Consider the following 20,460-nt stretch of genomic DNA (forward strand, 5'->3'; position numbering starts at 1 on the left):
CCGCGTCGGACGCCCGTGGCGACCGTCGTTTCCAGCCCCGCAGCACATGAGCCTCTCCACCCGCCGCATCGCCCACCTCGACATGGATGCCTTTTACGCGTCCGTCGAACTGCTGCGCTACCCCGAACTGCGGGGACGCCCGGTGGTGGTCGGCGGACGCCGCGCCGACGCGCCGGAAACGCTGCCCGACGGAACGCGCCGCTTCACGCGCTTGGCCGATTACGTCGGACGCGGCGTAGTCACCACCTCGACCTACGAGGCGCGCGCGCTGGGCGTGTTTTCGGCAATGGGCATGATGAAGGCCGCAAAGCTAGCGCCCGACGCATTGCTGCTGCCCGCCGATTTCGACGCCTATCGCCACTGCTCGCGCCTGTTCAAGGAAGCCGTCGCAGCCATCGCGCCGTGCATCGAAAACCGCGGCATCGACGAGATCTATATCGACCTGAGCGACATGGCCGAAGACACCCTGCCGCTCGCGCAGCGCATCAAGCAGGCCGTGCGCGAGGCCACCGGCCTGTCGTGCTCGATTGCCGTCGCGCCCAACAAGTTGCTGGCCAAGATCGGTTCTGAGCTCGACAAGCCCGACGGCCTGACCGTGCTCACCATGGCGGATCTGGAGCCGCGCATCTGGCCGCTGGCCGCACGCAAGATCAACGGCATCGGCCCGAAGAGCGCCGAAAAGCTTTCGGCACTCGGTCTCGAAACGGTGGGTGACATCGCCCGCGCCGACCCGACCCTGCTGCGCCAGCACTTCGGCCGCAGCTACGCCGAGTGGCTGATCGAAGCCACGCACGGGCGTGACGAACGTCCGGTGGTGACCTCATCCGAACCGAAATCGATCAGCCGCGAAACCACCTTCGAGCGCGATCTGCACCCGCGGCATGACCGCGAAACCCTGTCGGGCATCTTCACCGCGCTGTGTCAGCGCGTGGCGGGCGACCTCGAACGCAAGAACGTCACCGGACGCACCATCGGCATCAAGCTGCGCTATGCCGACTTCACCACCGTCACGCGCGACCACACCTTGCCGACGGCAGTGGCTGACGCCGCTGCCATCCGTCGGGCAGCCGGCGAATGCCTCAAGCGCGTACCGCTCGACAAGCGCCTGCGCCTGCTCGGTGTGCGCGTGGGTTCGCTGCAAGCGGCCGACGCTGCGCCAGCGCCGTCGGCCCAAGGCGAGCTGCCTCTGAGCATGCCCGCATGAAACGTGCACTCAGCGCCCTGCTCGCCTGCCTTGTCGCACTCCCGCTCGCCGCGCAGGAGATCCGCCTCACCGACGACACCGGCCGCGAACTGAGGCTGGACGGCCCGGCGCGCCGCATCGTCAGCATCGCGCCGCACATCACCGAGTTGCTGTTTGCGGCCGGAGCGGGCGAGCGCATCGTCGGCGTCGACGAGTACAGCGACCATCCGGCTGCGGCCCAGAGCCTGCCGCGCATCGGCCGGCATTCCAGCCTCGATCTCGAGGCCATCCTGGCGCTCAGGCCGGACTTGGTGATCGGCTGGGCCAGCGGCAACCGCATGCCACAGCTGCAGCGCCTCGAACACCTGGGCATCCCGCTGTACCTGAACGAAATCCGCAGCATCGACGACATTGCCGCAAGCATCGAGACCTTCGGCCGCATCACCGCCAGCCCGTCCGCCGCCGACGCTGCGGCGCAACTGCGCCAACGCATTGCCACCCTGGCGGCACGCAAGCACCGCGGGCCGAAACTGCGCGTGTTCTATCAGATCTGGCACCGCCCGCTGATGACCGTGAATGGTCAGCACCTGATTTCGCAGGGCGTGACGCTATGCGGTGGCCAGAACGTCTTCGCGGCGCTGCAATCCATCGCACCAACGGTAGGCGTTGAAAGTGTGTTGAAGGCCGACCCGGAAGTGATCATCGCCAGCGGATCGACCGCCAACAGCCCGGCCTGGCTGGAAGACTGGCGACGCTGGCCGCAACTTGCGGCCGTACGCGATGACCAGCTGATCGCCATTCCGCCAGACATCGTGCAACGGCCGACGCCGCGTTTTCTGGACGGAGTGGAGGCGATGTGCGCCGCGCTCGATCGAGCGCGGCAGAAAAGATCAGACGACTGAGCGCACCCGACGCACCCGCGAGCGGCGATAGATCTGGCGCCATTCGCCGCGGGTGACCAACCACCAAGCGCGATCAAGCTCCCACGCCAGCCGCGGCAGCATCGGCCCGAGATGGCGCTCCGCCACCGAGTCTTCGACCAGTGTGTCGAGTGCCGGCATTTCACGCAGCGCGCCAAGACGTTCGACCAAGGTCGGATGCAGACCATCCTCGGCGCCGCAATCATCACCAAGACAGCCGCCACGCTGGTCGGACGGCAGAAAGCCGGCCACCATGCCCAGCCCCATGTCGCGATACGGCCGCACCGACGGACGCGGCAATTCGGCGCACTGCGCCATGACCTTGACCCAGTAGTCGCAACGCAGGAAACGCTCACGTGCGGCGACTTCAAGCAGGGTCTGCGCGAGCAGCGCAGCACCGACCACATCGGCCGCGACGCGATCCGCCTCGAATTCCTCGATGCGTGAAAGTGCCTGCGCCTGCATCACGTCGTCTAGGGTCAGCCGGTCGAGCATCACACCGATGCACGGAAACCGCTCGATGCAGTTGTCGACGGCGCGAAACCACCAGGCGCGCACATGGCAGGCCCAGGCCGCGAGCGCGCGACGCTGACAGGCAAGGTGTCCGAATTCATGAGCGAGGATCGCGCCGAGCTGACGCTCGGAAACGCTGTGTGCCAGCGGCAGCCCGATCAGAAGGTGAGTTTCCATGCGGCCATACAGGCCATGACGCGGACGCTGCAGCACCGCCGCGTTGATGTCGCCGGTGATCCAGATGATGTCGACGTGGACATCGCCGAAGTCGCTGCCAACGCGTTCCACCAACGCATACAGCGAAGGCGCCAGCTCACGCGACAGCATCACGCCGACCGGCGGCGGGTTGGACGCAAACAGGCACGCCCCCAGCCGCAGCGCAACCCAACCAGCCAGAGCGGCGACTAACGACCATGACGCCGCCGGCAACCAGCTGCTCGTAAGCGCCTGGCCATGCGCCAACCACAACGCGAGGAATACGCAGAGCACCGCAAGCGCAAAGACCAGCAGCAGGATGCCCAACCCGAACGCGGCGCGCAGAGTCAGACGGTTTGCGAGCCGTGCGCGCTGAATTGTCTGGGTGTATCCGTCCAAGGCAAGCCCCCGGCGAGATGTCGGGCGGAATATAGGCCCATCCATCCGGAGGGGGTGTATACATCCCGCTGCGCCGGGATTATTTCACACTGCCGGAGGACGGGCGGAGACTGTTGCGCAGCGTACTCAGGCTTCTTTCCGCCCGAACTCCGCCGCCACAAACCTCAGGCGCCGCGCCCGCGCATGCAGCCAAGCCGCCGGGCCGGTGCAAGCGCCTGCGACTTAAATTCCATGATCATGCTTCGTTTCTGAAACGAGCCCTTTCCATAGAAGGACGAATGCGAGATGCATGAAAAACATCACGGACATCAAAGTATTTTCTTGTCATTTATTTGAATTGCATTTATCACTGCTCTGCCAACCGGCAAAACAGAGGAGTGATCACATGAAGAAGCTGTTCGGAATTCTGGCATTCGCGCTGCTGCTGTCGCCGTTTGCGGCGCTCGCCGGCGTGGACCTCAATACCGCAGACGCGGCCGCGCTGGAACAGGTCAAGGGAATCGGCCCGGCCAAGGCCGCCGCAATCGTCAAGTACCGCAGCGACAACGGCCCGTTCAAGTCGGTGGACGACCTCGTGAACGTTCCGGGCATTGGCGAGAAGTCGGTCGAGCAGCTGCGCAGTCAGCTCAGCGTCGGACCGGCCGTCAAGAAGTAAACCGGCGAGCGGCGGATCAGCCCTGGTCCGCCGCTCGATGCACGCCGGCACAGCCGGCGTGCGGCACATCGGCTCTGGCCGCCGCAGGTTCCGGCTGGAACCAGGCGAGCTTCGGATACAAGCCCACCACGCCTCCAACCACCGTCAGCGCCGGCGGACGGATACCCGCCTCGAGCACCCTTTGCGGCAGATCGACCAGAGTCGCCACGCACACCCTCTGCGCATCGGTGGTGCCGCGCTCAATCACGCCGGCCGGCGTACTCGGCGGCAAACCATGCTCGATCAGCTTGGTGCAGATATCGGCGAGACGCGAGATGGCCATGTACACCACCAGCGTCTGACCGGGTCGCGCCAACATCGGCCAATCCAGATCCAGCGCTCCGTCCTTCAGGAAGCCGGTGGCGAACACCACCGACTGGGCGTGCTCACGATGCGTCAGCGGTATGCCGGCATACGCCGCCACGCCGGCAGCGGCCGTCACGCCGGGTATGACTTCGACGGTGATCCCGGCCTCGACCAGCACCTCCATCTCCTCGCCGCCACGCCCGAAGATGAACGGGTCGCCCCCCTTGAGCCGCACCACGCGTCGCCCCTCGCGGGCGTAACGCACCAGCAACGCATTGATGTCGTCCTGCGGCAACACATGGTCGGCCGCCTTCTTGCCGACATACACCCGCTCGGCCGACTCCGGCGCCAGCTCGAGAATGCGCGGGCTGACGAGGTTGTCGTACACCACCACGTCCGCCCCCGCGACCAGCGTGGCGCCGCGCAGCGTCAGCAGTTCCGGATCGCCCGGCCCGGCACCGACCAGATAGACGCAGCCCGGCTGCGGGCCGGGACGGGCGTTGCGGATGACGGGAAACGACATGAATGACTCCGGAATGAACAGGCGCGGGAGCATCCCGCAAACAGCAGCTCAGTTCAAGCGCCGCACACTGACAGCATAGGACGGGAGCGACTCGGCATGCACGGTCAGACAAACCCCAAGGGGCGCACTCACGCAAGGCAACTGCGCCGGACCATGACCGAAGCCGAGCAGGCTTTGTGGCGCCGGCTTCGCGGCGGGCAGCTCGGCGTGAGGTTTCGTCGGCGACATCCGTTCGGGAAATACATGCTCGATTTTGTCTGTCTGGAGCGGCGGCTGGTCGTTGAGGTGGATGAGTCTCAGCATTTCGACGCAGCGATTCACGATGCTGCGCGTACCCATGACTTGGAGCAGGCCGGGTTTTGCGTGTTGCGGTTCTGGAACAATGAGGTGCTGACGGAAATGGAGGCGGTGCTGGAGAGGATATGGCACACGTTGGGGGCGAGAACATCCCGGCGCCCTCCTTGAACCCATCCCCCTCCCAGCCTCCCCCTTGAAGGGGGAGGAGCAAACCATACGCGTATCGCGGGTGGTGCTCAGCCATAATCGGCCCAAGCGGTTATCGAAGCTCCGTCCGCTCCCTCCCCTTCAAGGGGAGGGCTGGGGTGGGGATGGGTTTACGGCACACCCAGACACTTCAACTCGCCCCGCAACGTCCCAACATCCCCTCCACGTCGCAATGCTCCTCCACCGCATCCGCCAGCCTTTCAATATCCGCCTCCCGACGCGCAGCCAGATCCACCCTCACCGCATCCCGCACCCCAGCCCACGCCAGCAACGCTGCCAGCGCCTCCGGCGTATCGAACAGCCCATGCACATAGCTGCCCAGAATTTGCCCATCGGCCGAGCAGGCGCCTTCAAATCGCCCATCGGCCATGCACAGCAAAGGCCGCTCCAGCGCCGCGCCGCGACTCACGCCCATGTGGATTTCGTAGCCGCGCACCGGCGCCTCGGCGCCCAGCCAGGTGGCTTCGACATTCGTGAGCTGCTTCTCGGCTTCCAACACCGTATCGAGATTCAGCAAACCAAGGCCGTCGCTGGCGCCCGCCGCCCCCTCCAGCCCGAGGGGATCGGCAACACTGCGGCCCAGCATCTGGAAGCCACCGCACAAGCCGACCACCCGCCCGCCGTAGCGCAGATGACGCAGGATCGCCGTGTCCAAACCCTGCTCGCGAAGCCACGCCAGATCGGCGCGCACGTTCTTCGAGCCGGGCAGCACGATCAGGTCGGCCGCGGGGATGTCCTGCCCCGGCCCGACCCAATGAAAATCCACCTGCGGATGCAGGCGCAGCGCGTCGAGATCGGTGTGGTTGGAGATGCGCGGGAAGACCGGCACAGCCACCTTCAGCAAGGCTTCGCTCTTGTCGGCCACACCAGCCGACAGTGCATCCTCGGCGTCCAGAAACAGCCCGTGCAGGTAGGGCAGCACGCCGAACACGGGTTTGCCGGCGCGCTCCTCCAGCCAATCCAGCCCTGACTGCAGCAGGCCGATGTCGCCGCGAAAGCGGTTGATGACGAAGCCCTTCACGCGCGCCTGCTCGCTCTCCGACAGCAATTCCAGCGTGCCGACCAGATGCGCAAACACGCCGCCGCGGTCGATGTCAGCCACCAGCACCACCGGCACGTCGGCCGCTTCGGCAAAGCCCATATTGGCGATGTCGCGCTCGCGCAGATTGATCTCGGCCGGGCTGCCGGCACCCTCGATCAACACATAGTCGAACTCGTCGCTCAGGCGCTGCCACGACTCCATCACCGCCGCCATCGCGATGCGCTTGTAGTCGTGGTAGGCCCGCGCATCAAGCTGCGCCACGGCGCGGCCGTGCACGATCACCTGCGCGCCGGTGTCACTCGAGGGCTTGAGCAGGATCGGGTTGAAATCGATGCGTGCTTCGACGCGCGCGGCCAGCGCCTGCAGCGCCTGCGCCCGACCGATCTCGCCGCCATCCACCGTCACCGCCGAATTGAGCGCCATGTTCTGCGGCTTGAATGGCGCCACGTGCACACCGCGCCGCGCCAGCACACGCGCCAGCCCTGCCACCAACGTGGTCTTGCCCGCATCCGACGTCGTTCCCTGCACCATCAAGGCCTGCATGTACTTCACTCCTCGTTCCTTACGCAGCACTGCGTGCTATGTTCGCCGCCTGCCATGCCCGAACTCGCCCTCAAACTCGCTCTCGGCCTGCTGCTCGACCGCCTTGCCGGCGAGCCGCCCAACCGCCTGCATCCGCTCGTGGCTTTCGGCCGCTGGGCCGGCGCCATCGAATCGTTCGCGCGCCGCCGGCTCGGCGACGGCATTTTCGCCGGCCTCGTGGCCTGGTGTCTCGCCGTGCTGCCGTGGGTCACGCTCGCGCTGTGGCTGCGCGGACTGACCGAGTGGGCGCACTGGCCGATCGACATCGCCCTGCTGTGGTTCGCCCTTGGCGCCCGCAGCCTGAGCGAACACGCCGAGGCCGTGGCCGCGCCGCTGGCAGCCGGCGAGCTGGATGCCGCGCGCGAACAGGTCGCCCGCATCGTCAGCCGTGACGCAGCCGCGCTGGATACCGCAGGCGTGGCCCGCGCCGCCACCGAATCGGTGCTCGAAAACGGCCACGACGCCGTCTTCTCGACGCTGTTCTGGTTCTGCATTGCCGGCAGTGCCGGTGCCCTGCTCGCGCGGCTGGCCAACACGCTGGACGCCATGTGGGGCTATCGCACGCCGCGCTACCTGCGCTTCGGTCGCGTCGCCGCGCGCATTGATGACGTGCTCGGCTGGATTCCGGCCCGGCTCACGGCGCTGACCTACGCACTGCTCGGTCGCACGCGCGACGCATTCACCTGCTGGCGCACGCAGGCGCCGCAGTGGAGCAGCCCGAACGCCGGCCCGGTAATGGCCGCGGGCGCGGGCTCGCTGGGGGTGCAACTTGGCGGCCCGGCACCTTACCACGGGCAGATTGAAGCGCGCCCCGCGCTCGGCTGCGGGCGGGCTCCCGATGGCAGCAGCATCCGCCTTGCGGTGAAGCTGCTACGCAAGGGCGTGTGGCTGTGGCTGCTGGTCGTGCTGGCCATCAACCTGCTTGCGCTGGCCGCAAGATGAACACACACCCTGAACACGGCGGCCGTCTGCGCGAAGCGGCACAGCGCTACGGCATCGCCTTGAGCGACTGGCTGGACCTGTCGACCGGCATCAATCCGCAGGCCTACCCGGTGCCGCCGATCCCGCCCGAAGTGTGGCAGCGCCTGCCGGAAGACGACGACGGACTCGAAGCCGCCGCCGCCCGCTATTACGGCAGCGCAGCGCTGCTGCCGGTAGCCGGCACGCAGGCCGCCATCCAGGCCCTGCCCGCCGTGCTCTCCGGTTCGCGCGTGAGCCTGCTCAGCCCCGGCTACGGCGAACACGCGTGGGCGTGGGGCACGCACAATCCGCAAGCGTGCGCGCCGCATGAGTTGGAGGCGGCCGTCGCCGACAGCGACATCGTCGTACTGTCGAACCCCAACAACCCTTGCGGCACACGCTTTGCCCCCGCCCGGCTGATCGACTGGCATCAGCGACTCGCCGCACGCAGCGGCTGGCTGATCGTGGACGAAGCCTTCATCGACGACACACCGGAGAATTCGCTCGTGCCGCAGGCCGGCGCGCCGGGGCTGATCGTGCTGCGCTCGCCCGGCAAGTTCTTCGGGCTGGCCGGGGCACGTGGCGGCTTCGTTTTTGCGCCCGCCGAACTGCGCGCTGCGCTGGCCCAACACCTCGGCCCGTGGGCCGTCAGCGGCCCCGCCCGCCACGCACTGCGCGCGGCGCTCGCAGACCACGCCTGGCAAGGCGCGACACGGGCGCGCCTCTTGCAGGAGTCAGCCGAGCTTGCCGCCGTGCTGCGCGCCCACGGCCTCGCCCCGCACGGCACAGCTCTTTTCCAGCGCGTACTCACGCCGCACGCCGAACTGCTGGCCGAGCGCCTGGCTACGCAGGGCGTACTCGTGCGACGCTTCGCCGAACCCGCCGCATTGCGCTTCGGTCTGCCCGCCAACGCAGCTGAACTGGCGCGACTGGCTACCGCACTCGACCACGCCCTGACCGGAATTTCACGATGATCCGCCGACTGCTCACCACGCTGGTGATCGCCCTGCTGCCCGCCTTGGCGCAGGCCGACGCCATCTCCGTCACCGACGACCTCGGCCGCGAAGTACGGCTGTCCGAACCAGCGCGACGCATCGTCAGCCTCGCGCCGCACGTCACCGAACTGCTCTATGCCGCCGGAGCGGGCGAGTACGTGGTCGGCGCGGTGTCGTACAGCGACTACCCCGAGGCCGCTAAGGCGCTGCCGCGGGTGGGCGGCTATCACAAGGTGGATGTCGAGGCGGTGCTCGCGCTGCGCCCGGATCTGGTCATCGGCTGGGGCGAAGGCAACCGCCCGGCCGAACGCGACCGGCTGCAGGCGCTGGGCATTGCCGTATTCGTCAACGACCCGCATTCGCTCGACGACATCGCCCGCAGCCTGCAACGCATCGGCCAGCTCGCCGGCACATCGGCCACCGCTGACGCCGCCGCAGCGTCCTTTCGCAAGCGCCGCGCAGCCCTCGAAGCAAAGTACGCAAGCCAGCCGCCCGTACGCGTGTTCTATCAGGTCTGGCACGCACCGCTGATGACCGTAAACGGCGAGCACCTGATCTCGGCCGCTGTCCGCCTGTGCGGCGGCGAAAACGTCTTCGCCGCGCTGCCCGTGCTCACGCCACGCATCGGCATGGAAAGCGTGCTGGCCGCCAACCCGCAGGCCATCGTCGCCAGCGGCATGGACGCCTCACGGCCGGAATGGCTGGATGACTGGCGGCGCTGGAGTGACCTGGCCGCCGTGCGCAACGGGCATCTGTTCCACATCCCGCCGGATCTGATCCAGCGGCATAGCCCGCGGATTCTGGACGGGGCGGAGCAGTTGTGCGGGCAGTTGGATCAAGTGCGGAAAAGTTTCTGACGGCGTGCATTCTCGGCACAGGGGAAACGCCGGCTGCGGTTAAGCTACTGGCATGAAGATCATTCTTTTCGCGCTTGCCGCAACCCTGTCTAGCTCCGTGGTCGCCCAATCAGCGACGCATCAGGCCGGCAAAGCCATTGGTGAATTCAGCGCGGGCGTGAGCGCAGGGGTCGCGCAGGGCTTCAGCTCGCTGCAGCCGCAATGGATCACGATCGAACCTCGCTCGAAGCAGGAATGCATCGCCGAATCCGGCGGCGTCCTGAACACGATCTACGCACGGTGCCGCAATGGCCGCCAGGAATTTGTGCGTTTCGACGCCAATGGAAACAAGATCGTGTTGAGCGAACGCAGCATCCCAATGCGCTAGCGGCCAGCCTGACCTTTCAGAACTCCACCCCCGGCATCGCCTGCACACCAGCCTTGTAGGCGTGCTTGACCATGCCCATTTCGGTCACCGTGTCGGCCGCTTCGATCAACTCGTCCGGCGCACCACGCCCGGTGACGATGACGTGCTGCATTTCCGGGCGCGATTGCAGATCGGTGAGCACGGTGGCGACGTCCAGATAGCCGTACTTCAGCGCGATGTTGAGTTCGTCGAGCACGATCAGTCCGATGTCGGGGTTGTCGAGCAGCGCGCGGGCCTGCGCCCAGCCCTCCTGGGCCTTGGCGATGTCGCGCTCGCGATCCTGCGTGTCCCAGGTGAAGCCTTCGCCCATGACGTGCCATTCGACGCCGGGTTGCTGGCGGAAGAAGGCTTCCTCGCCGGTGTCGGAGCGCCCTTTCACGAACTGCACCACGCCTGCGCGCATGCCGTGGCCCAACGCGCGCGCCAGCACGCCGAAGGCGGCGCTGGATTTGCCCTTGCCGTTGCCGGTATTCACCAGCAGCAGGCCGCGCTCCTCGGTGGCTTTGGCGATGCTGGCGTCGATGACTTGCTTCTTGCGCTTCATGCGCTCGGCGTGGCGTTGGTTGCGGGCGGTTTCGTCGGTCATAGGTACTCCGGTAAAACAAGAAACGGGGTCAGCGCGGCACGAAAATGCGCCGGCCGGCGTGTTCGATGCAGTCCATGGGCTGCGAGAAAGCCTGCTCCAGCACGTCCGGGCGCAGGACCTCGTCGCGCGCGCCGGCCAGCACCTGACCGCGGCCATCGAACAGCACGACGTGGTCGGCCAGTCGTGCGGCGAGGTTGATGTCGTGCAGCACGGTGACCACCGCGCAGCCTTGCGCAGCGCGGTCACGCAGCAGTTCGAGGGTGCTGATCTGGTGGTGCAGGTCGAGATGGTTGGTGGGTTCGTCGAGCAGCATCAGGCGCGGCGCCTGCGCCAGCAGCGCGGCGATGGCCACGCGCTGGCGCTCGCCGCCGGACAGGGTCTGCACGTCGCGCGCGGCGAAATCCAGCATGCCGGTCTCGCGCAGCGCGGCCTCGGCGACCGCGACATCCTGCTCGCCCTCCCAACCCCAGCGCCCCAGATGCGGGTGGCGGCCGACCAGCACGGTTTCGAGCACGCTGGACGGAAACAGATCCGGCTGCTGCTGCGGCAGGTAGCCACGCAGACGCGCCAGTTCGCGCGGCGGCCAGTCGGCCACGGCGCGACCGGCAATCGACAGCTTGCCCGCCGCGGGCGGCATGAGGCCGGCGAGCGTGCGCAGCAGCGTGGTCTTGCCGGCGCCATTGGGGCCGAGCAGCACCAGCACCTCGCCAGCGCGCAGCTGCTGGCTGAAGGCGCAGCACAACCAGCGCTCACCCATGCGTAGCGCGAGTTGATCGATGTCGAGCAGGATCTCGTCGGCGACCATCAGCGCATCCGCCGCGAAAGCAGAAACAGGAACAGCGGCACGCCGATCAGAGCGGTGAGCACGCCCACCGGCAACTGGATGGGCGAGAGCACGGTACGCGCGGCGGTGTCGGCAATGGTCAGCAAGGTGCCGCCCGCCAGCGCGGCAGCTGGCAACAGCACGCGCTGGTCGTTGCCGATGACGAGCCGCACCAGGTGCGGCACGATCAGACCGACAAAGCCGACCGAACCGATCAGCGTCACCGAAACGGCAGTGAGCATGGACGCCAGCGCATACAGCAGGTAGCGCAGCATGCGCACATCCACGCCCAACGCGCGTGCGCCATCTTCGCCGCGGGAGAGTACGTTGAGGTCGCGCGCGAACGGCGCCAGCACCACCAGCGCCAGGCCCAGCACCACCAGCGCCGGCCAGGGTTGCGTTGCCCCGCTGGCGTCACCCATCAGCCAGAACAGCATGGAATACACGCGGCTGTCGGTGGCCAGCGAGAGCATCAGCGACACCAGCGCACCGCAGCCGGCGGCCACGACCACACCGGTGAGCAGCAGGCGCGTCTGCGTCCACGAGCCATCGCCGTGCGCCAGCCCGAACACCAGCAACATGGCGCCCAGCGCACCGGCAAAGGCTGCGCCGTCGACCATCCACGGCGCCAGCCCGATCATCATCGCGAACAGCGCGCCGACGGCCGCACCGCCCGAGATGCCGAGAATGTAGGGATCCGCCAGCGGATTGCGCAGCAGCACCTGCATCAGCGCGCCGGCCAGCGCCAGCAGGCCACCGCAGGCGAACACGGCAACGGCACGCGGCAGGCGCAGATGACGCACGACGTCGGATTCGATGCCGCCAGCCGAGCCGAACAAGGCCGCCAGGGCCGCTAAAGGAGAGACGGCGAACTCACCCGCGGTGAGCGCCCACAGCAACGCGCCCACGCCGGACAGCGCGAGCGCGGCGAGAATGATCAGCAGACGGACGCGCCCCGACATCAGACGCGCACCGCCTGCTCAGGCTCAGAACGACAAAGCAAGGCGCGGCGACACCCGAGCGGGTGTCGTTGCAATATCTCGGGTGAGCCGCACGTGGTCATGAGCCTCGAATTAACGCGGAGCGTAGCGCACCGCGACAAATGCACTCAGACCTTCGGTGGCAAAGCCTCGGCTCGTCTGATAACTCTTGTCGAACACGTTGTTCACCCGCATTTCGAGCTTCCAGTCAGGCGTCAGGGCGTAGTGCGCATACAGGTTCGTCACGCCATAACCACCGAGTCGATTGGCCGAAGTATTCGGCACGGCATCGTAGCGAGGGCCTTGCGCGCGCCATTCAACGCCGTACAGCCAGTCGCCGATATTACGATCAACTGCCAGCGACCCAGAATGGCGAGCACGGCGGGCCAGACGGTCGCCGACATCAAGATCGCGTGCATTGAGGTAATCGTAACTGACCCGCAGATTGAACCCCGCCACGACCGTGGACAAGCCCAGTTCCAACCCTTCCAGCTTGGCCTTGCCGACGTTGTCCGGAGTGTTACCCCAGACGATGAGATTGCTTACGCGGTTGTTGAAATAGGTCGCACTGACGCTTGTCACACCACGCTCGTACGTTACACCGACCTCGCGGTTAACGGCCTTTTCTGGTTGCAGATCGGGGTTCCCACCGAAGCAGCCAAAAGGCGGAAAGCACTCCAGCGGAAAGTACAGGTCATTGAAGGTCGGCACCCGGAAAGCCGTACCGACGCTGGCGCGCACTCGCCATTCAGGAGTGAGGCGATACCCCCAGGCTGCCGACCCCGTGGTTTCACCGCCGAACTGACTGCTGCGGTCCCGGCGTGCGTTGAATTGCACGTCATGTTGGCCAAACTGCCCACCCCAGCCCAACTGGAAGGAATCCAGCGTACGGCTGGTAAGGTCATAGCTACCGGTGCTGGTGATGTCCTGCTTCAGCCTCTCGATCGCAGCCATCAGCATGCCGCCGGCGAAGACCACGTCGTTCTGCCAGCTCACCTGACGCTGGCGCGTGTCGTACTCGTAGTAACTCGACGCCGAAGACCTTGTGTGCGACAGATCCTTGCTTTGACTCAGACGCAGGGTGCTAATCCAATCGGCGGTGAGCTGATTGCGCATGTGCACACCGACCGACTCAACCCGCTTGTCGATGCGGGAATCGTAGGACTGCCCATCGTCGAACTGATTCCGCCCGTCAGAATGGAAGAACGACAGACCAACCTCGTCCCGCTCTCGAAAACCCAGGGTAAGCGAACCGTTTGCATAGTCGTTGCGGAAGCCGTCACGATCGCTGTCCGTCCCACCGTTGGCGTCCGGCATGGAATCGAAACCGCGGGTGCGGTCATGACCGACATCAAAGTTGTAACGCAAACGTCCGGCTGCCCCGGACACGCCCGCGCTCGCGGAATAGCTGTCTTGGCTGCCTGCACCGATACGCAGGCGCGGCGTCACACCTTCGGTGTTGCCTCGGCGCGTGATGATGTGAATCACGCCACCGATGGCATCCGCGCCGTACAGCGCACTGGCCGGCCCGCGCAGTATCTCGACGCGCTCGATCAGCGCCAGCGGGATCATCTCCAAGGTGGGCGCACCGGCCGTTGCCGAGCCTACGCGCACGCCATCAATGAGCAACAGGGTGTGACCTGAACTGGCGCCCCGTATGAAGACCGAAGAAGATGCGCCGCGGCCACCATTGGACGTCACCTGCACACCGGGTCGGGCGGCCAGCATCTGCACCAGAGTGGATTGCCCGGCGCGCTCAATCTCTGCACGATCAATGACGTCGACCGAAGCCAGAACCTCGTCAGCCGACTGCGCCTGACGGGTTGCCGTGACAATGATCGGCTCCAGCGCGGAATCCTCGCTCTGGGCAGAAACGTTGAACGGAAATACAGATGCCACCGCGAGCGCGGCGAGCTTGATCTTGAACTGCATGGACAACTCCCTGACGGCCAGCCGTGCGTCCCCGCGCGGCCGAACCAGAACAAATTCGAAGATCCAGGGAGTGAGAAACCAGGTCAAACAGGTCGCGCCGCCACCCCGCGGAACTTCGCCGATGTGTGGCAGGCCGGTATCCGGGCTCATGGGCTGGACGACACTGCATCGTCCGACGCATCGCCTTCCCGGACTCTCGTCCAGTGGCTTTTGATGCGCCTTGCTTCCACTTACCGTTGCGGGGGCAGCACAGGCATCGCGCGGAGGTTTCCGTCGCTCACCTGTTTCCCGTTTACCCTTCGAGCGTGAACCGCTGTCAGGCACCTGAAACACGTTCGCCCCTCGTGGGGCGAGCGCGCATGATAGCCTGAAACGCCCGCGACCACTTGAGCTTGCATGAGTTCCCACCTGATTCTCGGCGGCGCCCGTTCGGGCAAGAGCCGCCACGCCGAACAGCTCGCCCGCGCGCACGGCGGGCCGGTCTGCGTCATCGTCACGGCCGAGGCGCTGGACGAGGAAATGGCGGAGCGCATCCGCCGTCACCAGGCTGATCGGCCCGCTGATTGGCGCACCGTGGAAGCGCCGCTGGCGCTGGCCGATGCGCTGCGACGCGAAGCCGCCGCAGGGCGCGTGGTGATCGTCGACTGCCTGACGTTGTGGCTGGCCAACCTGCTCGGTGACGGCACGGCAGCGCGCGAACCGGTGCTGACTCGCGAACGCGACGCGCTGCTGACCTTGGTGCCGACGCTGCCCGGAACGGTGCTGCTGGTCGCCAACGAAACCGGCCTTGGCCTGGTGCCCGAAACACCCCTCGGCCGGCGCTTTCGCGACGAAGCCGGCTGGCTCAATCAGGCCGTGGCGCAGCGTTGCGACAAGGTGACGTTTGTTGCGGCGGGGCTGCCGCTCGCGCTCAAGGGCTGAGTTTCACAGCGCATCCAGCGCCGGCCGCAGCGGATCGTCCTGCGCCAGCCCGGCACCCCAGCGGTCGCGATGCACCAGCGAATGCAGGTCCAGCCGCTCGCGCCAGCCGGCACGTGCCAATTCCGGCTCGGTGAGGAACTCGTCCACATAGCCCAGGCACAGATAGGCCAGCGGATAGACGCCGTCGGGCAGTCCCAGCAGCTCCGCCAGCTCGGCCGGATCAATGATGCTGACCCAACCCACGCCGACGCCCTCGGCGCGCGCTGCGAGCCACAGGTTCTGCACCGCCAGGCAGGTGCTGAACAGATCGGTGTCGAGCATGCTGCTGCGGCCGAGCACATGGGTGCCGCCGCGTTTGCGATCGCAGGTGATGCACAGGTTGAGCGGCGTTTCGAGAATGCCTTCGAGCTTGAGGCGGCGGTACAACACGCCGCGCTCGCCTTCGTGCAGCGTCGCCGCGCGAGCGTTCTCGCGGTCGAAGCAGGCTTTCACCTTTGCGCGCACCTCGCGGTCCGTCACCAGCACGAAATCCCAGGGCTGCATGAAACCCACCGACGGCGCGTGATGCGCGGCCTGCAACAGACGGGCCAGCACCGCGTCGGGCAGCGCGTCGGGGCGAAACTGGGCACGCACGTCGCGACGCTCGAAGATGGCGCGATACACACCATGCCGCTCGGCGTCGTTGAAGCGATGGCTGTTGCCCTGGTCGTCGTTCATAAGTGTGCCTGTATCGCAGCCCGTTCGAAGAGCACGTCTTTTACTCTGCCTGCAGGCATGCGGACAAGGCCCGCGGCATCGTGAGCGGGCGTCGGCCGGTGCTACCATCCGCCGCTTCACTCCCACAGCAACCACTATGCCCTTCGAGATCCTGCCGCTCGACCGACGCCTCACCGCCGCCCTGCAGGCGCGCATCGACGCCAAGACCAAGCCGCTCGGCGCGCTGGGCCGCATCGAGGCGCTGGCGCTGCAACTCGGGTTGATCCAGAACACTACCGAACCGAGTTTGTGCAGCCCGCACATGCTGGTGTTCGCCGGCGACCACGGCGCCGTCAAGGCCGGCATCTCGGCCTATCCGCAGGACGTGACCTGGCAGATGGTCGAGAACTTCCTCGCCGGAGGCGCGGCCATCAACGTCTTCTCGCGACTCGCCGGGCTGCAGCTATCGGTGGTGGACGCCGGCGTGGCGCACGACTTCGGGCCGCGCGAAGGCCTGATCGACGCCAAGCTCGCGCACGGCACGGCCAACTACCTGGAAACCCGCGCCATCGAGCCGGACGCGCTGGAACAAGCACTGGAGCGCGGCCGCCAGCTCGCACACGCTGCGGCCGCCGCCGGCAGCAATGCGCTGGGTCTGGGCGAAATGGGTATCGGCAATACCGCTTCGGCCTCGCTGCTCACACACTGCCTCACCGGCCTGCCGCTGGCCGAGGTCACCGGCCGCGGCGCGGGACTCGACGACGCCGGGTTGTTGCGCAAGCGCGCACTGCTCGAACAGGCGCTGACGCGCGGTGGCCGTCCAAGCAACCCGTATGACGCGCTGATGCAGTACGGCGGCTTCGAGATCGCCATGATGGCGGGCGCCATGCTTGGCGCGGCCGAGAAACGCATGCTCATCGTCGTCGACGGCTTCATCGTCACCGCCGCGCTGCTCGCCGCACAGGCCATCGTGCCCGAAGTGCTCGAATACTGCGTGTTCGCGCACTGCTCCGACGAGGCCGGCCACGCGCTGCAGCTTGACCACCTTGGCGTCGAGCCGCTGCTGCAGCTTGGCATGCGGCTGGGTGAAGGCTCCGGCGCGGCGCTGGCTTTCCCGCTGCTGCAGGCTGCCAGCGCCTTTCTCAGCGACATGGCGAGTTTCGAATCGGCCGGCGTCTCGGGGCGTGAATCCGCATGACGCTGCCGCCCCGACTGCGCGAAGAGCTGGAGCTGTTCTTCACCGCGCTCGGCTTCTTCACGCGCATTCCGGTGCCGGCCTGGGTGCCTTGGTCACCCGAGCGGCTCAACCACGCAGCGCGTTACTTTCCGCTGGTCGGCTGGGTGGTGGGGGCGGCCGGCGCCGTCGCCGCCGCGCTGGCGCTGACGGTGCTGCCGACCACCGTGGCGGTGGTGCTGTCGATCGCAGTCACCATCCGCCTGACCGGCGCCTTCCACGAAGACGGCTGGGCCGATGCCTGCGACGGCCTCGGCGGTGGCTGGGAGCGCCTGCAGGTGCTGGCCATCATGAAGGACTCGCGCATCGGCACCTACGGCGCGGTCGGGCTGGTGCTGATGTTGCTCGCCAAGGCCGCGGCGCTGGTGGCGCTGGCCGAACATGGCGCGTGGGCGCTGGCCGCCGCGCTGATCGTCGCGCACGCCTTTTCGCGCTTGGCCTCGACCAGCTTGATCCACACGCTCGAATACGTGCGCGAAGACGAACTCGCCAAGGCCAAACCGCTGGCGCGCAAGCTCTCGCGCCGCGAGCTGATGATTGCCGCCGCTACCGGCGCAGCCCCCTTGCTGTTGCTCGGCTTGCCTGCTGCACTGCTGACGATGGCGGTCGTGGCGCTGGTCACGCTGTACTGCGCGCGCCTGTTCCAGCGCCGCCTCGGCGGCTACACCGGCGACTGCCTGGGCGCTGCGCAACAACTCACCGAACTGGCCTGCTACCTGGCGATTCTGGCGACATGGAACTCCATCTGATCCGCCACCCGCGCCCGGACGTGGCGCCCGGCACCTGCTACGGATCGAGCGATGTCGGCCTAGTCGAATCGGCCGCCATCGCCGCCGCCCGGCTCGCCCCGCTGCTGCCGGCGGAGTTCGAGCTGCACGCCAGCCCCTTGCAGCGCGCACGCCTGCTGGCCGAGGCCATCGGAACTCCGCGCATCGACCCGCGTTTGGCCGAAATGCACTTCGGCGAGTGGGAACTGCAGCGCTACGACGCGCTGGGTTCGGCCATCGACGCCTGGGTCGACGACCCCTTCGGCTTTCGCGCGCCGGGCGGGGAATCGTCGGCCGAGATGGCCGCTCGCGCGCTGGCCTGGCTGACCGATCTGCAGTCCTCCGCGCCCGCCGTGCCGGTGGTGGTGGTTGCCCACGGCGGCCCCCTTCGTGCAATCGCCGGCCACCTGCTCGGGCTGCCGCGCGAGCGCTGGCTGGCGCTGGATTTCGGTTTTGCCCACAGCACGCGCATCGACATCGCCGACTGGGGCACCACCTTGAAGTGGTTCAACCGCTGAAACCTCCCGGCGCACGGTGCTAGACTGGCCCGGACGTCCCTCGGAGGCTTCCCGCATGCAGTTCCGCATCGATCCGCCCGACGCAAGCCTGTACGACACCCTCAGCTCCCGCCTCGACGGCGTACCGCCCGGCCGCATCGCCACGCTGGCGCTGCAGCTCGGGCTGGTGCAGCAGACGCTGCAGCCGCGCGTGCGACGCCCGATGATTGCGATCTTCGCCGGCGATCAGGGCGCGATCGCAGCCGGCGCGTCATCGCTTCCGCAGAAGCTCACCTGGCAAGGCGTCGAGCGCATGCTGGCGGGCACTTCGCTGCTCAATGCGGCGTGCCGCGAAATGGCGCTGGCGCTGTCGGTGATCGACGCCGGCGTGGGGCATGACTTCAGCAGCCGGCATGGTCTGGTGAATGCCAAGATCGAACACGGCACCGCCAACTACGCGCTGGAACCGGCGATGTGGCGCTCGCAACTCGAGCGCGCGCTGGAACACGGCCGCAACCTCGCCCACGACTTCGCCGCGCAGGACGGCAATGTGCTCGGCCTGAGCTCGATCGGCGTCGGCGCGGAAGCCTCGGCGGCATTGCTTGCCCACTGCATGACCGGCATCGACATCGAACTGCTCGCGGCCGCCGCACCGGACACGGGCACCGATGCCCAGGCGCGGCGGCGGGCCCTGCTGGCACGCACGCTGTCGCGCAGCGGGCGCATCGAAGACCCGTTCGACGCACTCAAGGAGTTCGGCGGGTTTGAGCTGGTGATGATGGTCGGCGCCTTGCTCGGCGCGGCCGAGAAACGCGTCACGGTGATCCTCGATGGCTTTGTGGCCAGCGCCGCACTGGCGGCCGCAAGGCGCATTGCCCCGGCCGTCACGCACTACTGCGTGCACGCCACGCGCGCCACCAACGAGGGCGAAATCCACCTTGCCGAAGCGCTGGGCGCCGCCCCGCTGCTCGACCGCGATCTGGCGCCCGGCGAAGGCGTCGGCGCGGCGCTGTGCGTGCCCTTGCTACGTACCGCCGCGGCCTGCCTGCACGAGCGCGCCGGCGTAGCACCGGCAGGCCAGGGCAGTGGGCACTAGCTTCGGGCAATACCGAGTGCTCCCGTATAATTTCCTGCTCTCCCCGAATGACACCCCGAGGTGGCCGTGCCTGATTTGCTCCCCCTGCTGCTGAGTCTGCTGATCGGCATTGCCGCGGGCTTCGCCCTCGCCCGCCTGCGCAAGCGCGATCACGGGCAGATCATGCCGCAGAGCGTTTCCGCCACGGCCACCCAGGATGATCTGGCTGCCCGGCTGACCGAGCGATCGCGTGAAGTCGACGTGCTGCGTGCACGTCTGGCCTCAATGGAGCGGCTCGAAAAAGACCTGTCGCTGAGCGACCCGCTCACCGGCATCCCCAACCGGGTGTTGCTGACCGAACGCATCGACCATGCCATCGTGCGCGGCCAGCGCCACAACTCTCGGCTGGGCCTGCTGGTACTCGACCTGAAGGAGTTCGGGGCGCTCAACGAACGGCTTGGCCGTCAGGCCGGCGACCGCCTGCTGATTGCCGTGGCACGCAAGCTGCGCGAGGGGATGCGCGCTGAAGACACCGTTTCACACCTGAAGGGCGACCGCTTCGCGATTGCGCTGGAAGGCGTGTTCGAGCGCGAGGACATCGAGCGCGCGCAGGAATCGGTCATACGCGTGTTCTCCGAGCCCTTCGAGCTCGACGATCAGAGCATCCAGCTTGAAGTCCGCGTCAGCAGCGCGCTGTATCCGACCGACGGCAGCGATGCCGAAGCCCTGCTGCGCGCGGCGGAACACGGCCTGTCGCAGGCGCGCAAGAACCACAAAGCGGCCCACGCGCCAGCCCCCAAGAAGAAGAGCGTCTGAGGCGCGGCGGCGCATCTGCCGCGCCATGCGCTTATCGTGAAATAATCCGGTTCT

22 protein-coding genes and 1 riboswitch are annotated in these 20,460 nt (G+C 67.1%); of the genes, 14 read left to right on the forward strand and 8 right to left on the reverse strand.

Going from position 1 to position 20,460, the window contains the following annotated elements; translation table 11 throughout:
- Positions 1–46: 46 nt before the first annotated feature.
- Both dinB and AC6H0N_RS01955 read left to right on the forward strand, forming a co-directional pair.
- Positions 47–1,204 (forward strand): DNA polymerase IV, encoded by a 1,158-nt coding sequence (gene dinB / locus AC6H0N_RS01950; RefSeq protein ID WP_497572366.1) that lies wholly within the window; start codon positions 47–49, stop codon positions 1,202–1,204.
- Entirely contained in the window at positions 1,201–2,085 is an 885-nt protein-coding gene (locus AC6H0N_RS01955; RefSeq protein WP_497572367.1) for a cobalamin-binding protein, read from the forward strand. Before dinB ends, AC6H0N_RS01955 begins: the two co-directional genes overlap by 4 nt.
- Here AC6H0N_RS01955 and AC6H0N_RS01960 read toward each other — a convergent pair.
- Complete coding sequence (locus tag AC6H0N_RS01960) at positions 2,074–3,210, reverse strand: M48 family metallopeptidase (protein ID WP_497572368.1); 1,137 nt, start codon at positions 3,208–3,210, stop codon at positions 2,074–2,076. The two genes, AC6H0N_RS01955 and AC6H0N_RS01960, sit on opposite strands and share 12 nt — an antisense overlap.
- Before the next feature lie 385 nt (positions 3,211–3,595).
- Between AC6H0N_RS01960 and AC6H0N_RS01965 the strand changes: the two genes are divergently transcribed.
- Complete coding sequence (locus tag AC6H0N_RS01965; protein WP_497572369.1) at positions 3,596–3,865, forward strand: ComEA family DNA-binding protein; 270 nt, start codon at positions 3,596–3,598, stop codon at positions 3,863–3,865.
- Between the two features lie 16 nt (positions 3,866–3,881).
- On the opposite strand, the gene cobA is transcribed toward AC6H0N_RS01965, so the two are convergent.
- On the reverse strand, positions 3,882–4,733 hold the full coding sequence (cobA, locus tag AC6H0N_RS01970; protein ID WP_497572370.1) for a uroporphyrinogen-III C-methyltransferase: 852 nt from the start codon (positions 4,731–4,733) through the stop codon (positions 3,882–3,884).
- A gap of 96 nt (positions 4,734–4,829) precedes the next feature.
- Here cobA and AC6H0N_RS01975 point away from each other — a divergent pair, with 96 nt between their 5' ends.
- Positions 4,830–5,198: an endonuclease domain-containing protein gene (locus AC6H0N_RS01975; RefSeq protein WP_497572371.1), complete on the forward strand. Its 369-nt coding sequence runs from the start codon at positions 4,830–4,832 to the stop codon at positions 5,196–5,198.
- Between the two features lie 169 nt (positions 5,199–5,367).
- On the opposite strand, the gene AC6H0N_RS01980 is transcribed toward AC6H0N_RS01975, so the two are convergent.
- Positions 5,368–6,822, reverse strand: a complete 1,455-nt coding sequence (locus AC6H0N_RS01980) for a cobyric acid synthase (protein WP_497573231.1) — start codon at positions 6,820–6,822, stop codon at positions 5,368–5,370.
- Positions 6,823–6,876: 54 nt separating this feature from the next.
- On the opposite strand from AC6H0N_RS01980, the gene cbiB reads away from it, so the two are divergent.
- Genes cbiB through AC6H0N_RS02000 form a run of 4 tightly spaced genes read left to right on the forward strand, consistent with a single transcriptional unit; the run spans position 6,877 to position 10,040 of the window.
- Complete coding sequence (cbiB, locus tag AC6H0N_RS01985; protein WP_497572372.1) at positions 6,877–7,803, forward strand: adenosylcobinamide-phosphate synthase CbiB; 927 nt, start codon at positions 6,877–6,879, stop codon at positions 7,801–7,803.
- Positions 7,800–8,795: a threonine-phosphate decarboxylase CobD gene (cobD, locus tag AC6H0N_RS01990; RefSeq protein ID WP_497572373.1), complete on the forward strand. Its 996-nt coding sequence runs from the start codon at positions 7,800–7,802 to the stop codon at positions 8,793–8,795. Before cbiB ends, cobD begins: the two co-directional genes overlap by 4 nt.
- Complete coding sequence (locus AC6H0N_RS01995) at positions 8,792–9,673, forward strand: cobalamin-binding protein (RefSeq protein ID WP_497572374.1); 882 nt, start codon at positions 8,792–8,794, stop codon at positions 9,671–9,673. The genes cobD and AC6H0N_RS01995 overlap by 4 nt, the downstream gene beginning before the upstream one ends.
- Before the next feature lie 52 nt (positions 9,674–9,725).
- Complete coding sequence (locus tag AC6H0N_RS02000) at positions 9,726–10,040, forward strand: hypothetical protein (RefSeq protein ID WP_497572375.1); 315 nt, start codon at positions 9,726–9,728, stop codon at positions 10,038–10,040.
- 16 nt (positions 10,041–10,056) lie between these two features.
- Here AC6H0N_RS02000 and cobO read toward each other — a convergent pair whose 3' ends face one another.
- From cobO to AC6H0N_RS02020, 4 genes are all read right to left on the reverse strand, one after another.
- Positions 10,057–10,665, reverse strand: a complete 609-nt coding sequence (cobO, locus tag AC6H0N_RS02005) for a cob(I)yrinic acid a,c-diamide adenosyltransferase (protein WP_497572376.1) — start codon at positions 10,663–10,665, stop codon at positions 10,057–10,059.
- A gap of 28 nt (positions 10,666–10,693) precedes the next feature.
- Entirely contained in the window at positions 10,694–11,470 is a 777-nt protein-coding gene (locus AC6H0N_RS02010; protein WP_497572377.1) for an ABC transporter ATP-binding protein, read from the reverse strand.
- A complete protein-coding gene (locus AC6H0N_RS02015; RefSeq protein ID WP_497572378.1) occupies positions 11,470–12,450 on the reverse strand; it encodes a FecCD family ABC transporter permease in 981 nt (326 codons plus the stop codon). The genes AC6H0N_RS02010 and AC6H0N_RS02015 overlap by 1 nt, the downstream gene beginning before the upstream one ends.
- A gap of 111 nt (positions 12,451–12,561) precedes the next feature.
- Complete coding sequence (locus AC6H0N_RS02020; RefSeq protein WP_497572379.1) at positions 12,562–14,400, reverse strand: TonB-dependent receptor domain-containing protein; 1,839 nt, start codon at positions 14,398–14,400, stop codon at positions 12,562–12,564.
- A 114-nt stretch (positions 14,401–14,514) separates the two neighbouring features.
- Positions 14,515–14,743: riboswitch (cobalamin riboswitch) on the reverse strand.
- Positions 14,744–14,796: 53 nt separating this feature from the next.
- Here AC6H0N_RS02020 and cobU point away from each other — a divergent pair.
- Positions 14,797–15,321 (forward strand): bifunctional adenosylcobinamide kinase/adenosylcobinamide-phosphate guanylyltransferase, encoded by a 525-nt coding sequence (gene cobU / locus AC6H0N_RS02025; protein ID WP_497572380.1) that lies wholly within the window; start codon positions 14,797–14,799, stop codon positions 15,319–15,321.
- A 3-nt stretch (positions 15,322–15,324) separates the two neighbouring features.
- Here the strand turns inward: cobU and bluB are convergent, their stop codons facing one another.
- Positions 15,325–16,038: a 5,6-dimethylbenzimidazole synthase gene (bluB, locus tag AC6H0N_RS02030; RefSeq protein ID WP_497572381.1), complete on the reverse strand. Its 714-nt coding sequence runs from the start codon at positions 16,036–16,038 to the stop codon at positions 15,325–15,327.
- 136 nt (positions 16,039–16,174) lie between these two features.
- On the opposite strand from bluB, the gene cobT reads away from it, so the two are divergent.
- From cobT to AC6H0N_RS02055, 5 genes are all read left to right on the forward strand, one after another.
- Complete coding sequence (cobT, locus tag AC6H0N_RS02035; protein ID WP_497572382.1) at positions 16,175–17,215, forward strand: nicotinate-nucleotide--dimethylbenzimidazole phosphoribosyltransferase; 1,041 nt, start codon at positions 16,175–16,177, stop codon at positions 17,213–17,215.
- Between the two features lie 14 nt (positions 17,216–17,229).
- The gene (locus AC6H0N_RS02040; protein ID WP_497573232.1) at positions 17,230–18,000 is read left to right on the forward strand and encodes an adenosylcobinamide-GDP ribazoletransferase; all 771 of its coding nucleotides are present in this window, start codon (positions 17,230–17,232) and stop codon (positions 17,998–18,000) included.
- The gene (locus AC6H0N_RS02045; protein ID WP_497572383.1) at positions 17,985–18,536 is read left to right on the forward strand and encodes a histidine phosphatase family protein; all 552 of its coding nucleotides are present in this window, start codon (positions 17,985–17,987) and stop codon (positions 18,534–18,536) included. Before AC6H0N_RS02040 ends, AC6H0N_RS02045 begins: the two co-directional genes overlap by 16 nt.
- A 55-nt stretch (positions 18,537–18,591) precedes the next feature.
- The gene (locus tag AC6H0N_RS02050) at positions 18,592–19,611 is read left to right on the forward strand and encodes a nicotinate-nucleotide--dimethylbenzimidazole phosphoribosyltransferase (protein ID WP_497572384.1); all 1,020 of its coding nucleotides are present in this window, start codon (positions 18,592–18,594) and stop codon (positions 19,609–19,611) included.
- Positions 19,612–19,677: 66 nt separating this feature from the next.
- Entirely contained in the window at positions 19,678–20,406 is a 729-nt protein-coding gene (locus tag AC6H0N_RS02055; protein ID WP_497572385.1) for a diguanylate cyclase domain-containing protein, read from the forward strand.
- The last annotated feature ends 54 nt before the right edge of the window (positions 20,407–20,460 follow it).

Source organism: Pseudazoarcus sp. NS34 (genome assembly GCF_059703725.1).

Bases quoted from the DNA above. Each gene is read 5' to 3' on its own strand.
- dinB (WP_497572366.1), top strand. From the start codon at position 47: ATGAGCCTCTCCACCCGCCGCATCGCCCACCTCGACATGGATGCCTTT.
- AC6H0N_RS01955 (WP_497572367.1), top strand. From the start codon at position 1,201: ATGAAACGTGCACTCAGCGCCCTGCTCGCCTGCCTTGTCGCACTCCCG.
- AC6H0N_RS01965 (WP_497572369.1), top strand. From the start codon at position 3,596: ATGAAGAAGCTGTTCGGAATTCTGGCATTCGCGCTGCTGCTGTCGCCG.
- cobA (WP_497572370.1), bottom strand. From the start codon at position 4,733: ATGTCGTTTCCCGTCATCCGCAACGCCCGTCCCGGCCCGCAGCCGGGC.
- AC6H0N_RS01975 (WP_497572371.1), top strand. From the start codon at position 4,830: ATGCACGGTCAGACAAACCCCAAGGGGCGCACTCACGCAAGGCAACTG.
- AC6H0N_RS01980 (WP_497573231.1), bottom strand. From the start codon at position 6,822: ATGCAGGCCTTGATGGTGCAGGGAACGACGTCGGATGCGGGCAAGACC.
- cbiB (WP_497572372.1), top strand. From the start codon at position 6,877: ATGCCCGAACTCGCCCTCAAACTCGCTCTCGGCCTGCTGCTCGACCGC.
- cobD (WP_497572373.1), top strand. From the start codon at position 7,800: ATGAACACACACCCTGAACACGGCGGCCGTCTGCGCGAAGCGGCACAG.
- AC6H0N_RS01995 (WP_497572374.1), top strand. From the start codon at position 8,792: ATGATCCGCCGACTGCTCACCACGCTGGTGATCGCCCTGCTGCCCGCC.
- AC6H0N_RS02000 (WP_497572375.1), top strand. From the start codon at position 9,726: ATGAAGATCATTCTTTTCGCGCTTGCCGCAACCCTGTCTAGCTCCGTG.
- cobO (WP_497572376.1), bottom strand. From the start codon at position 10,665: ATGACCGACGAAACCGCCCGCAACCAACGCCACGCCGAGCGCATGAAG.
- AC6H0N_RS02010 (WP_497572377.1), bottom strand. From the start codon at position 11,470: ATGGTCGCCGACGAGATCCTGCTCGACATCGATCAACTCGCGCTACGC.
- AC6H0N_RS02015 (WP_497572378.1), bottom strand. From the start codon at position 12,450: ATGTCGGGGCGCGTCCGTCTGCTGATCATTCTCGCCGCGCTCGCGCTG.
- AC6H0N_RS02020 (WP_497572379.1), bottom strand. From the start codon at position 14,400: ATGCAGTTCAAGATCAAGCTCGCCGCGCTCGCGGTGGCATCTGTATTT.
- cobU (WP_497572380.1), top strand. From the start codon at position 14,797: ATGAGTTCCCACCTGATTCTCGGCGGCGCCCGTTCGGGCAAGAGCCGC.
- bluB (WP_497572381.1), bottom strand. From the start codon at position 16,038: ATGAACGACGACCAGGGCAACAGCCATCGCTTCAACGACGCCGAGCGG.
- cobT (WP_497572382.1), top strand. From the start codon at position 16,175: ATGCCCTTCGAGATCCTGCCGCTCGACCGACGCCTCACCGCCGCCCTG.
- AC6H0N_RS02045 (WP_497572383.1), top strand. From the start codon at position 17,985: ATGGAACTCCATCTGATCCGCCACCCGCGCCCGGACGTGGCGCCCGGC.
- AC6H0N_RS02050 (WP_497572384.1), top strand. From the start codon at position 18,592: ATGCAGTTCCGCATCGATCCGCCCGACGCAAGCCTGTACGACACCCTC.